Here is a 12,301-nt window from a genome sequence, read left to right on the forward strand (position 1 = left end):
AGTGTGGGAGGAGGTAGGAGATGAACCGCATTTTCCGTAATACAATCTTTTACTTACTTATTTTTCTCGTCGTCATTGGTGTTGTAAGCTTTTTAAATGGCGGCAATCAACGGGCGGAGCGAATGACGTACGATGCGTTCGTTACCCATTTAGAAAATGGTGATGTAAAGTATGTCTCGTTGAAGCCAGAGCGAGGCGTTTATGAAATTCGTGGACAATTAAAAACGTATGCTGAAGGACAATTTTTTACGACGTACGTAGCGAACAGTCCGCAAATTCTTCAGCGCATTGACGAAGCCGCACAACAGGCAAAAGTAGAAGTGTTGCCTGCGGATGAAACGAGCGGATGGGTGACGTTTTTTACGTCCATTATTCCGTTTATCATCATTTTTATTTTGTTCTTCTTTTTACTAAATCAAGCGCAAGGCGGCGGCAGTCGGGTTATGAATTTTGGCAAAAGCCGTGCGAAACTGTATAACGAAGATAAGAAGCGCGTTCGCTTTAAAGACGTTGCCGGTGCGGATGAAGAAAAGCAAGAACTTGTTGAAATTGTCGAGTTTTTAAAAGACCCTCGTAAGTTTGTGGAACTCGGAGCTCGCATTCCAAAAGGTGTTCTTCTCGTTGGACCGCCTGGAACAGGAAAAACGTTATTAGCGAGAGCGGTTGCTGGAGAAGCTGGTGTACCGTTTTTCTCCATCAGCGGTTCAGATTTCGTTGAAATGTTTGTTGGTGTTGGTGCTTCGCGTGTACGTGATTTATTTGAAACAGCGAAGAAAAACGCCCCTTGTATTATTTTTATTGATGAAATTGATGCAGTGGGACGTCAACGTGGTGCTGGTTTAGGTGGAGGTCACGATGAACGGGAGCAAACATTAAACCAATTGCTCGTTGAAATGGATGGATTCAGCGGAAATGAAGGAATTATTATTATCGCTGCGACAAACCGTCCGGACATTTTAGACCCTGCTCTTTTACGTCCTGGTCGTTTTGACCGTCAAATTACGGTTGACCGTCCAGATGTGAAAGGACGTGAAGCTATTCTTCGTGTGCATGCACGCAACAAGCCGCTCGATGAGTCAGTTGATTTAAAAGCGATTGCGATGCGTACGCCTGGTTTTTCTGGTGCTGATTTAGAAAACTTATTAAATGAGGCTGCCCTTGTTGCTGCTCGACAGAACAAGAAAAAAATTGATATGAGCGATATTGATGAAGCAACGGATCGTGTCATTGCTGGTCCGGCTAAGAAAAGTCGCGTCATTTCTGAAAAAGAGCGAAAAATTGTCGCTTATCACGAAGCAGGTCATACTGTCATTGGTATGGTGCTTGCCGATGCGGAAATGGTCCACAAAGTAACGATTGTGCCACGTGGTCAGGCTGGTGGATATGCGGTCATGTTACCGAAAGAAGATCGTTATTTTATGACGAAACCAGAGTTGCTTGATAAAATTACAGGGCTTCTTGGCGGACGTGTGGCTGAGGAAATCGTATTTGGGGAAGTAAGTACAGGAGCACATAATGACTTCCAACGCGCAACAAGCATCGCTCGTCGTATGGTTACGGAGTTTGGAATGAGCGATAAGCTTGGACCAATGCAGTTTGGTCAGTCTCATGGTCAAGTGTTCTTAGGTCGTGATTTGCATAATGAGCAAAATTATAGCGACCAAATCGCATATGAAATTGATCTTGAAATGCAACGCATTATTAAAGAATGTTACGAAAAAGCGAAACGCTTACTAACGGAAAACCGCGACAAGTTGGATCTGATTGCCAATACGTTGCTTGAAGTGGAAACACTTGATGCAGAGCAAATTAAACATTTGTTCGAACATGGTACGTTACCAAACCGCAATGACAATAAACAAGAAGAAGTAAAAGTAAATATTCAAACGAAAAAAGAAGAATAAAGGTGTCTCTTTTTATAAGAGGCATCTTTTTTTACCGTCGGGTTAAACGATTATGATATGATGAAGAAGGAACAAATTGTGAAAAAAGCGGGGATGAGTGATGATTTTTGTATTAGACGTCGGAAACACAAATACGGTATTAGGTGTGTATGATGGGGATGAGCTCAAGTTTCATTGGCGCATTGAAACGAGCCGAAGCAAAACAGAAGATGAATACGGAATGATCGTAAAAATGTTATTACAAGATGTCGGATTGCGTTTTTCTGACATTGACGGCATTATTATTTCTTCCGTTGTTCCACCAATTATGTTTGCATTAGAGCGCATGTGTACAAAATATTTTCATATTAAACCGCTCATTGTAGGTCCGGGCATTAAAACGGGATTGAATATTAAGTATGACAACCCAAAAGAAGTCGGAGCGGACCGGATTGTCAACGCTGTGGCAGGCATCCACTTGTACGGTGCACCGCTTATTATTGTCGATTTCGGTACAGCGACGACATACTGCTATATTAATGAGCATAAGCAATATATGGGAGGGGCTATTGCCCCAGGGATTACAATTTCCACGGAAGCGCTTTACTCTCGAGCAGCTAAACTTCCGCGTATTGAAATTGCTCGTCCGGATGACATTATTGGAAAAAATACAGTAAGTGCGATGCAAGCAGGAATTTTATACGGATATGTGGGACAAGTGGAGGGCATTGTGTCACGAATGAAAGAAAAAAGTGCCGTTCCTCCAAAAGTCATTGCAACAGGTGGGTTAGCATCTTTAATTGCCCATGAATCGAATATCATTGATATTGTTGATCCGTTTTTAACATTAAAAGGATTACAATTGTTATATGAACGAAACAAGAAAGGCGAGTGACAACGATGGCAGATTATTTAGTAAAAGCGCTAGCATACGATGGTCAAGTGCGAGCTTATGCGGTGCGCACAACAGAAACAGTACGGGAGGCGCAGCGAAGACATCAAACGTGGCCAACAGCATCCGCAGCACTAGGTCGTGCGATGACAGCGGGCGTGATGATGGGAGCGATGTTAAAAGGAGATAGTCAAATTACAATTAAAATTGAAGGCGGTGGCCCTATTGGTCATATTCTCGTTGATAGTAACGCCAAAGGACATGTACGTGGTTATGTATCCAATCCGCATGTTCACTTTGAACTGAATGCAAACGGAAAGCTCGATGTTGCTAGAGCTGTTGGAACGAATGGAACATTAACTGTTGTGAAAGACTTAGGATTACGCGATTATTTTACAGGACAAGTTCCGCTCGTGTCTGGGGAGCTTGGTGAGGATTTTACATACTATTTCGTTTCCTCTGAACAGACGCCATCATCCGTTGGAGTTGGTGTGCTAGTCAATCCGGATTATACGATATTGGCGGCTGGTGGTTTTATTTTGCAACTGATGCCGGGTACAGAAGAACAAACCATTGCAGACATTGAAAAAAATTTAACTACCATTCCACCGATTTCAAAAATGATTGAAAGTGGTTTAACACCAGAACAAATTTTACATGCGCTACTCGGCGGAGAACAAAATGTAAAAATTCTTGAAACGATGCCTGTATCATTCGTTTGTCGTTGTTCACGTGAGCGGGTAGCAGATGCGATTATTAGCTTAGGGGTGGAAGAAATTCAGCAAATGATTGATGAAGAAGGAAAAGCGGAAGCATCTTGTCATTTTTGTAATGAAACGTATATATTTTCAGCCGAAGATCTTGAGGAATTAAAAAAATTAGCAAAACAAAATGATTGACAATTTCGAAAATAACTGATAAATTGGTTACAAATTCTATAAAAATACTCGGGATTAGAGGTGGATGAAATGGCACGTGTAGTACAATCTATTACAGAGTTAATTGGTCAAACACCGGTAGTTAAATTAAACCGCATTGTTGATCACGATAGCGCAGATGTATACTTGAAGCTAGAGTTTATGAACCCAGGAAGCAGCGTGAAAGATCGTATTGCGCTAGCGATGATTGAAGCAGCCGAGAAAGCAGGAAAAATTCATCCTGGTGACACGATCATTGAGCCGACAAGCGGAAATACGGGAATTGGTTTAGCGATGGTTGCTGCTGCAAAAGGATATAAAGCCATTTTCGTTATGCCTGAAACGATGAGTTTAGAGCGCCGCAACTTACTTCGTGCTTACGGCGCAGAGCTTGTTTTAACGCCAGGAAGTGAAGGAATGCGAGGCGCGATTCAAAAGGCAGAGCAGCTCGCACAAGAGCACGGCTATTTTATGCCACAGCAATTTAAAAACGAAGCGAACCCAGAAGTACATCGTTTAACAACAGGAAAAGAAATTGTTGAGCAAATGGGCGATCAACTCGATGCATTTGTGGCCGGAATTGGAACAGGTGGGACGATTACAGGAGCAGGAGAAGTGTTGCGCCAAGCGTATCCAAACATTAAAATTTATGCTGTTGAACCAGCAGACTCTCCAGTGCTTTCCGGCGGAAAACCAGGTCCACATAAAATTCAAGGAATTGGAGCCGGCTTCGTTCCTGATATTTTAAATACATCCATTTATGATGAAGTCGTTACTGTAAAGACAGAAGAAGCGTTTGCAGCTGCTCGTCTAGCTGCTCGTCAAGAAGGGATTTTAGGAGGAATTTCGTCAGGTGCAGCCATTCATGTCGCGTTGCAAGTAGCGAAAAAATTAGGAAAAGGAAAAAAAGTATTAGCTATTATCCCGAGTAACGGTGAACGTTATTTAAGCACGCCATTATATCAGTTTGAGGAATAATTCGGCAAGAACATTCTTGCCGAATTTTTTTTCGTGATTGTTTCTACATGTTCGTTGTACAATAAGCGTATGGATTGATGAAGAGGGGGGACATCTTTGAACAAACAAAGGCGACGAACAATGATCAAAAAGATCACATACGCACAATGTGATTGGTTTTCGCAATATAAAGCATTATCGCGAAAACAGTTGCACCATGTTTTGCTTGAAAGTGGGCGAGACGGCCGATATAGCATAATCGGTTTACAACCATTTGCAGTCGTTATCGGTAAAGATGATAAATTGACGGTTTGGCAGAAGCATCGTACAGAAACGTTTGAAGGGAATATATTGCAATCGCTAAAGAAATGGTTCCGTCAGTGGGAAATAGAAAAATTAGAAGAAGGGCCAGATTTTCAAGGTGGAGCAATTGGCTATATCAGTTACGATTGTGTTCGCTATATTGAAAAGCTTCCTTCGATTGCATGTGATGACTTAAATATGCCTGATTTATATTTTTTAGTATTTGATGATGTGTTCGTATATGATCATCATGCATCTTTTCTTTATTTCATCACTCATTATGTAGAAGGAGAAGAGCAACAAGCGAACGAACGTCTCGAGCGATACGAACAACTATGGACAACTGATTTTTCCGACGTTTCCCGCCCGTTTATTCCGAACTACGAAAAAGAAGAAGCGGTGTCAATGAGCGAAGAACAGTTTATGGAAGCTGTCGAAAAGGTGCGCACGTATATTGCACAAGGCGATGTTTTTCAAGTGAACTTGTCTGTACGACAATCGAAACGGCTACTTACACACCCGTTTACGATTTATGAAAAATTGCGCACATTAAATCCATCACCGTATATGGCGTATATGCATTTCCCTGAATTTCAAATCGTAAGCGGTTCTCCGGAGCTACTTGTGAAAAAGAAAGGAAAGTATGTAAGTACGCGTCCGATTGCAGGAACACGCTCACGTGGCAAAACGATTCAAGAAGATGATCAAATTGCTCAATCATTATTAGCAAATGAAAAAGAACGAGCCGAACATTTAATGCTCGTCGATCTAGAGCGGAATGACCTTGGACGTGTATGTGCATATGGAACGGTAAAAGTGGATGAGTTTATGGTCATTGAAAAATATTCTCATGTCATGCATCTTGTCTCCCATGTTTCTGGTCAGCTCGCGGCGGGAAAAGATGCGTTCGATGTTATATCAGCCGTTTTTCCAGGTGGAACAATCACAGGGGCACCAAAAGTACGAACGATGGAAATAATTGAAGAGCTAGAGCCTGTTCGACGTGGCATTTACACAGGTTCAATCGGCTGGATCGGATTTGATGGCGATATGGAGTTGAACATTGCAATTCGGACAATGATTGCAAAAGATGGTCTTGCGTATGTGCAAGCAGGGGCAGGGATTGTCATTGATTCACAACCGGAACATGAGTATAAAGAATGTTTAAAGAAAGCATTTGCGTTATGGAAAGCAAAAGAGCTGAGTGAAGAAGAGTATGTACAATTAAGCATGAGGTGAGCCAAATGATTTTAATGATTGATAACTATGATTCGTTTACGTATAACCTCGTTCAATATTTAGGGCAATTAGGGGAAGAATTAATTGTTAAACGAAACGATGAGGTAACGATTGCTCAAATTGAACAACTTCACCCCCACTTTTTAATGATTTCACCTGGTCCTTGCAGTCCGAATGAAGCGGGTATTAGCATGGCAGCCATTGAATATTTCGCAGGGAAAATCCCGATTTTTGGTGTATGTCTTGGTCATCAGTCGATTGCCCAAGTGTTTGGTGGAGAAGTTGTTCAGGCAGAACGTTTAATGCATGGCAAAACATCGTCGATTTTTCATGATGGCAAGACGATTTTTACTCAAATTCCCAACCCCTTTACAGCCACGCGTTATCATTCATTAATTGTAAAAAGGGAAACATTGCCCGATTGTTTTGATATCTCTGCGTGGACAGATGAAGGAGAAATTATGGCCATTCGCCATAAAACGCTGCCGATTGAGGGAGTTCAATTTCATCCTGAGTCGATCATGACGGAATATGGTTTAGACATGCTTAAAAATTTTATTACATTATACAAACGAAAGTGATGTTGCATGTTTATTTATATCAATGGGCAAATCGTAAAAAAGGAAGAGGCACGCATTTCCGCGTTTGACCACGGGTTTATGTATGGACTCGGTTTATTTGAAACGTTTCGCGTATATGATGGACATCCGTTTTTGCTTGATGATCATTTAGCTCGTCTTCATAACGGACTCGATATGCTCAACATTTCATGTTCTATCACTCGAGATGATGTTTTGCATATTCTTTCTCAATTGTTAAAGGCAAACGGTTATCGAGATGCGTATGTACGCTTAAATATATCTGCTGGAATCGGAGATGTTGGACTGCAAGTAGAACCGTATACAAATCCGACCATTATTATGTATATGAAGCCGATTCCGACGTTTTCAGAAGAAAAAGTATGTCAAACATTACAAGTGAGGCGAAATACACCGGAAGGATCGGTTCGTTTAAAATCTCATCACTATTTAAACAATATTTTAGGTAAACAAGAAGTTGGTCACCATTCAAATGTAGAAGGCATTTTTCTTACGAAAGAAGGATTTGTCGCAGAAGGAATTGTTTCTAACGTTTTTTGGGTAAAAGACGGCATCGTGTATACTCCTTCAGTAGAAACCGGTATTTTAAACGGTATAACGCGATTGTTTGTGATCGATTTGTTGCGCTCGTGGGGTGTTCGTGTGAAAGAAGGATTTTACTCGCTACAACAACTGAAAGAAGCAGATGAAATATTTTTAACAAACTCCATTCAAGAAATTGTGCCGGTTTGTCGACTAGATAACGATGTATATCCCGGGAAATGTGGGGAAATGACGAGCCGTCTCCAACGTGCGTACGCCTTTTTTACGACACATTTATGGACAAGGTATGAAGGAAAGGACGGGTACGTTCATTGATGGATGTTATATATTGTGGAACATATAAGTTAGACTTGCGAAAGAATACGGTTATTATGGGCATTTTAAATGCCACTCCTGACTCCTTTTCTGATGGAGGAAAATATAATCATGTAGAGCAGGCTGTTGAGCGTGCGAAGCAACTTGTCGCTGAAGGAGCACATATCATTGATATTGGGGGAGAATCCACCCGCCCTGGAGCTGAAAAGGTATCACTTGAAGAAGAATTGCGTCGCGTCATCCCGATTGTAGAAGCGGTTGCTAAAGCGGTGAATGTACCCATTTCGATTGATACGTATAAAGCAGAAGTAGCTAAACAAGCCATTGAAGCGGGCGCGACAATGATTAACGACGTTTGGGGGGCAAAGGCAGATTCCAATATGGCTCAAGTAGCCGCTTACTATGGTGTACCTATTGTATTAATGCATAATCGTTACGATCGCCATTATAAAGATCTCGTTTCGGATATGATGAACGATTTAAAAGAAAGTATTGATATAGTCAAACAAGCTGGTGTGAAAGACGAACAAATTATTATCGATCCGGGGATCGGGTTTGCTAAAACAGTAGAGCATAATTTGGAAGTGATGCGTCGGTTGGATGAATTTTCGGTTCTCGGGTATCCGATCTTGTTAGGAACATCGCGAAAATCATTTATCGGACATGTGCTTGATTTACCCGTTCATGAACGAGTAGAAGGAACAGGAGCAACGGTTTGCCTCGGCATTGCAAAAGGAGCACATATCGTTCGGGTACACGATGTTTTACCGATGGCTAGAATGGCTAAAATGATGGATGCGATGCTTGGGAAGGGAGGAGAGTATGCGCGATAAAATTTATGTGCAACAAATGGAGTTTTATGGGTATCACGGGGTATTTCCCGAAGAAAATAAGCTCGGTCAACGTTTTTATGTCGATGTCATCATTGAAACAAATTTAAGAAAAGCTGGTGTAACCGACGATTTAAGTGAAACGGTTAACTATGCACATATATATGACATATGTCAAAGCATCGTCGAAGGAAAGCCGTTTAAGCTGATTGAGGCAGTAGCGGAACGCATCGCTGAACAAATTTTATGTGCGTATACAACGGTGTCATCGTGTACTGTCAAAGTGACGAAACCAAATCCGCCGATTAAAGGTCACTATGCGTATGTGGCGGTTGAAATTACGAGAGGGCGTTAATAAATGGAAAATACTTCTTATATTGCATTAGGTTCGAATATTGGTGACCGTTTCGAATATTTGTGTAAAGCGGTGATTGCATTACGTGATCATACACATATTTCTGTTTTAGCGACATCTTCGATTTACGAAACAGATCCAGTTGGATATGTCGAACAAGCTTGTTTTTTAAATATGGTTGTAAAGATCGCTACATCGCTATCTCCATTTGCTTTGTTAGCAGCTACGATGGACATTGAAAAAAAGTTCGGTCGCAAGCGGGAAGTTCATTGGGGACCGCGGACGTTAGACCTTGACATTTTGCTATATAATCATGAAAATATTGAGACAGAACAACTTATTATTCCGCATCCGCGTATGTTTGAACGGGCGTTTGTATTAATCCCGTTGTTTGAAATAGATGAATCTTTAATTATTCCATCTGTTCAACGTCCTTTACGTTCGTATGTGGAGCAGTTATCGGACAAAGGTGTTCGTATATGGAAAAGCCGCGAAGAAGTGGAAGAACAATTATTAGGAAAGGGGGGGATTTGATGTTTAAAATCGGAAATGTACAAATTAATAACCCTGTCGTACTTGCACCGATGGCAGGGGTATGTAATTCAGCATTTCGTCTAACTGTAAAGGAGTTTGGTGCAGGACTTGTTTGTGCAGAGATGGTTAGCGATAAAGCGATTTTATTTAATAACCCAAAAACAATGGGCATGCTCTATATTGACGAGCGTGAAAAACCATTGAGCTTGCAAATTTTTGGTGGGGAAAAAGAGACGCTTGTACAAGCCGCTAAATATGTAGATCAACATACGAACGCCGATATTATCGATATTAACATGGGATGCCCTGTTCCAAAAATTACGAAGTGTGACGCGGGAGCAAAGTGGTTGTTAGATCCAAATAAAATTTACGACATGGTAGCCGCCGTCGTCGATGCGGTGGAGAAGCCTGTCACGGTAAAAATGCGAATCGGTTGGGATGAAAACCATATTTATGCTGTCGAAAACGCTCAGGCGGTAGAACGGGCAGGTGGACAAGCGGTTGCTGTTCATGGCCGAACTCGCGTACAAATGTATGAAGGAAAAGCGGATTGGAACGTCATTAAGCAAGTGAAAGAAGCGGTTCGTATCCCCGTTATCGGTAACGGTGATGTCCAGACCCCTCAAGATGCTAAACGAATGTTAGAACAAACAGGCGTCGATGGCGTCATGATTGGGCGTGCTGCTCTCGGTAATCCATGGATGATTTATCGTACCGTTCGTTATTTGGAAACGGGTGAACTTATTCCGGAACCGTCTGTACGTGAAAAAATCGAAGTGTGTATTTTGCATTTGGATCGTTTAATTGCTTTAAAAAATGAATATATCGCTGTAAAAGAGATGCGTAAACATGCCGCTTGGTATTTAAAAGGTATTCGTGGAAATGCCAAAGTTCGCAATGCGATAAATGAATGTCAGACGCGTGATGAACTCGTGACGTTGCTTATGAGTTTTGTGGAGGAAGTTGAAGCAAAAGAACAACATGTTGTCATAGAATCGTAAAACATACTGTCAGCTCATGCTGGCAGTATTTCTTAAAAAAAATAAACGGTTATTGGAGTGAATTCGTTATGTCGCATGAGGAATTAAATGATCAGCTATTAGTTCGTCGTGAAAAGTTACATAAGTTGCGTGAAAAAGGGATAGATCCATTTGGAAAACGATTCGAGCGTACACATCAAGCAGAAGAATTGTTTACATTATACGGTCATTTATCAAAAGAAGAGTTGGAAGAAAGGCAAATTCATGTTTCTATCGCTGGTCGCATTATGACGAAGCGCGGGAAAGGGAAAGCGGGATTTGCTCATATTCAAGATTTGACGGGACAAATTCAAATTTATGTGCGCAAAGACGATGTTGGTGAAGAGCAGTATGAAATTTTCGATACGTCAGATTTAGGAGATATTGTCGGTGTACAAGGAACAGTATTCAAAACAAAAGTGGGAGAATTGTCTATCAAGGTACACTCGTATGAAATGTTGACGAAATCGTTGCGCCCGCTCCCTGAGAAATATCATGGGCTCAAAGATATCGAGCAACGCTACCGCCAACGTTATCTCGATTTAATTATGAATCCAGAAAGTAAAAAAACGTTTATTACACGCAGTTTAATTATTCAATCAATGCGTCGCTATTTAGATCAAAAAGGGTATTTAGAAGTAGAGACGCCGATGATGCACTCAATTGCCGGAGGAGCTGCAGCCCGTCCGTTTATTACGCACCATAACGCTTTAGATATGACATTGTATATGCGTATTGCGATCGAATTACATTTAAAACGTTTAATTGTAGGTGGACTAGAGAAAGTATATGAAATCGGTCGTGTATTCCGGAACGAAGGCATTTCAACACGTCATAATCCAGAGTTTACGATGCTTGAGCTTTACGAGGCTTATGCTGATTACACTGATATTATGAAATTAACAGAAGATATGATTGCGCATATTGCTCAAGAAGTGCTTGGAACGACAAAAATCCAATATGGAGAACATGAAGTAGATTTGACGCCATCATGGAAACGACTTCATATGGTTGATGCGATTAAAGAGTATGTGGGCGTTGACTTCTGGAAGCACATGAGCGACGAAGAAGCGCGTCAATTGGCGAAAGAGCATGGAGTAGAAGTAGCTCCACATATGACATTTGGTCATATCGTAAATGAATTTTTCGAACAAAAAGTAGAACAACATCTTATTCAGCCAACATTTATTTATGGGCACCCAGTTGAGATTTCGCCTTTAGCGAAAAAAAATCCAGAAGATCCTCGTTTCACAGATCGATTTGAACTATTTATCGTTGCACGTGAGCATGCAAATGCATTCACAGAATTAAATGACCCAATCGATCAACGTGAACGGTTTGAAGCGCAGTTAAGAGAAAAAGAACAAGGAAACGACGAAGCGCATGAAATGGACGAAGATTTTATCGAAGCATTAGAATACGGGATGCCACCAACGGGTGGGTTAGGAATTGGCATTGATCGTCTTGTTATGTTGTTAACGAACTCTCCATCGATCCGCGATGTATTGTTATTCCCTCAAATGCGTCATAAATAATTGCAGGGAAGCTTAACTGGGTGAGGTACTTTTCCTCACTCAGTTTTTCTTAAAAAAACATCTTGCTTAAGGATGATCGAATATGATATATTACTAAACGTCCGTGTTGAAAGTAACACGTAAAAAAGAAAGATAAAAAGTTGTTGACAAGAAAAACAGTAAATGATATATTAAAAAAGTCGCTTAAATAGCGACAAAGAGATGTTCCTTGAAAACTGAACGAAGCGAAAAGCGTAAAGAAGCTAGAGATATAAACTTTCTATGGAGAGTTTGATCCTGGCTCAGGACGAACGCTGGCGGCGTGCCTAATACATGCAAGTCGAGCGGACGAATCGAAAGCTTGCTTTTGATTCGTTAGCGGCGGACGGGTGAGTAACACG

General features: G+C 41.2%; 12 protein-coding genes and 1 rRNA gene. All 13 read left to right on the forward strand.

All coding sequences use genetic code 11. The features are described from left to right. Window positions 1-20 precede the first annotated feature (20 nt). Complete coding sequence (gene ftsH, locus ETB99_RS11420) at window positions 21-1,904, forward strand: ATP-dependent zinc metalloprotease FtsH (RefSeq protein ID WP_077428194.1); 1,884 nt, start codon at window positions 21-23, stop codon at window positions 1,902-1,904. A 100-nt stretch (window positions 1,905-2,004) separates the two neighbouring features. Further along, window positions 2,005-2,778, forward strand: coding sequence for a type III pantothenate kinase (locus ETB99_RS11425; RefSeq protein ID WP_006323673.1), 774 nt, complete (start codon window positions 2,005-2,007; stop codon window positions 2,776-2,778). Window positions 2,779-2,783: 5 nt separating this feature from the next. After that, entirely contained in the window at window positions 2,784-3,674 is an 891-nt protein-coding gene (gene hslO / locus ETB99_RS11430) for an Hsp33 family molecular chaperone HslO (RefSeq protein WP_035021107.1), read from the forward strand. A gap of 69 nt (window positions 3,675-3,743) precedes the next feature. Next, window positions 3,744-4,670 (forward strand): cysteine synthase A, encoded by a 927-nt coding sequence (gene cysK, locus ETB99_RS11435; protein WP_077428196.1) that lies wholly within the window; start codon window positions 3,744-3,746, stop codon window positions 4,668-4,670. A gap of 120 nt (window positions 4,671-4,790) precedes the next feature. Further along, a complete protein-coding gene (gene trpE, locus ETB99_RS11440) occupies window positions 4,791-6,191 on the forward strand; it encodes an anthranilate synthase component I (RefSeq protein ID WP_077428198.1) in 1,401 nt (466 codons plus the stop codon). A 5-nt stretch (window positions 6,192-6,196) separates the two neighbouring features. Further along, complete coding sequence (gene pabA, locus ETB99_RS11445) at window positions 6,197-6,772, forward strand: aminodeoxychorismate/anthranilate synthase component II (RefSeq protein WP_006323677.1); 576 nt, start codon at window positions 6,197-6,199, stop codon at window positions 6,770-6,772. 6 nt (window positions 6,773-6,778) lie between these two features. After that, complete coding sequence (gene pabC / locus ETB99_RS11450; protein WP_171700644.1) at window positions 6,779-7,648, forward strand: aminodeoxychorismate lyase; 870 nt, start codon at window positions 6,779-6,781, stop codon at window positions 7,646-7,648. Further along, a complete protein-coding gene (gene folP, locus ETB99_RS11455; RefSeq protein ID WP_077428204.1) occupies window positions 7,648-8,481 on the forward strand; it encodes a dihydropteroate synthase in 834 nt (277 codons plus the stop codon). Before pabC ends, folP begins: the two co-directional genes overlap by 1 nt. Continuing rightward, complete coding sequence (gene folB / locus ETB99_RS11460) at window positions 8,471-8,833, forward strand: dihydroneopterin aldolase (RefSeq protein ID WP_006323680.1); 363 nt, start codon at window positions 8,471-8,473, stop codon at window positions 8,831-8,833. The genes folP and folB overlap by 11 nt, the downstream gene beginning before the upstream one ends. A gap of 3 nt (window positions 8,834-8,836) precedes the next feature. Further along, a complete protein-coding gene (gene folK / locus ETB99_RS11465; RefSeq protein WP_077428206.1) occupies window positions 8,837-9,367 on the forward strand; it encodes a 2-amino-4-hydroxy-6-hydroxymethyldihydropteridine diphosphokinase in 531 nt (176 codons plus the stop codon). Continuing rightward, window positions 9,367-10,368 carry a tRNA dihydrouridine synthase DusB gene (dusB, locus tag ETB99_RS11470; RefSeq protein ID WP_004888612.1) on the forward strand — a complete coding sequence of 334 codons (1,002 nt, stop codon included), beginning with the start codon at window positions 9,367-9,369 and terminating at the stop codon, window positions 10,366-10,368. The genes folK and dusB overlap by 1 nt, the downstream gene beginning before the upstream one ends. A 68-nt stretch (window positions 10,369-10,436) precedes the next feature. Further along, window positions 10,437-11,921, forward strand: a complete 1,485-nt coding sequence (gene lysS / locus ETB99_RS11475; RefSeq protein WP_077428208.1) for a lysine--tRNA ligase — start codon at window positions 10,437-10,439, stop codon at window positions 11,919-11,921. A 258-nt stretch (window positions 11,922-12,179) separates the two neighbouring features. Next, window positions 12,180-12,301: ribosomal RNA gene (locus ETB99_RS11480) — 16S ribosomal RNA — on the forward strand; the annotation flags it as partial.

This window comes from Anoxybacillus sp. CHMUD (assembly GCF_013096965.1).
GTDB lineage: Bacteria > Bacillota > Bacilli > Bacillales > Anoxybacillaceae > Anoxybacillus > Anoxybacillus kestanbolensis_A.

Bases quoted from the DNA above. Each gene is read 5' to 3' on its own strand.
- folB (WP_006323680.1), top strand. From the start codon at position 8,471: ATGCGCGATAAAATTTATGTGCAACAAATGGAGTTTTATGGGTATCAC.
- cysK (WP_077428196.1), top strand. From the start codon at position 3,744: ATGGCACGTGTAGTACAATCTATTACAGAGTTAATTGGTCAAACACCG.
- hslO (WP_035021107.1), top strand. From the start codon at position 2,784: ATGGCAGATTATTTAGTAAAAGCGCTAGCATACGATGGTCAAGTGCGA.
- pabA (WP_006323677.1), top strand. From the start codon at position 6,197: ATGATTTTAATGATTGATAACTATGATTCGTTTACGTATAACCTCGTT.
- dusB (WP_004888612.1), top strand. From the start codon at position 9,367: ATGTTTAAAATCGGAAATGTACAAATTAATAACCCTGTCGTACTTGCA.
- folP (WP_077428204.1), top strand. From the start codon at position 7,648: ATGGATGTTATATATTGTGGAACATATAAGTTAGACTTGCGAAAGAAT.
- lysS (WP_077428208.1), top strand. From the start codon at position 10,437: ATGTCGCATGAGGAATTAAATGATCAGCTATTAGTTCGTCGTGAAAAG.
- pabC (WP_171700644.1), top strand. From the start codon at position 6,779: ATGTTTATTTATATCAATGGGCAAATCGTAAAAAAGGAAGAGGCACGC.
- ftsH (WP_077428194.1), top strand. From the start codon at position 21: ATGAACCGCATTTTCCGTAATACAATCTTTTACTTACTTATTTTTCTC.
- folK (WP_077428206.1), top strand. From the start codon at position 8,837: ATGGAAAATACTTCTTATATTGCATTAGGTTCGAATATTGGTGACCGT.
- ETB99_RS11425 (WP_006323673.1), top strand. From the start codon at position 2,005: ATGATTTTTGTATTAGACGTCGGAAACACAAATACGGTATTAGGTGTG.
- trpE (WP_077428198.1), top strand. From the start codon at position 4,791: ATGATCAAAAAGATCACATACGCACAATGTGATTGGTTTTCGCAATAT.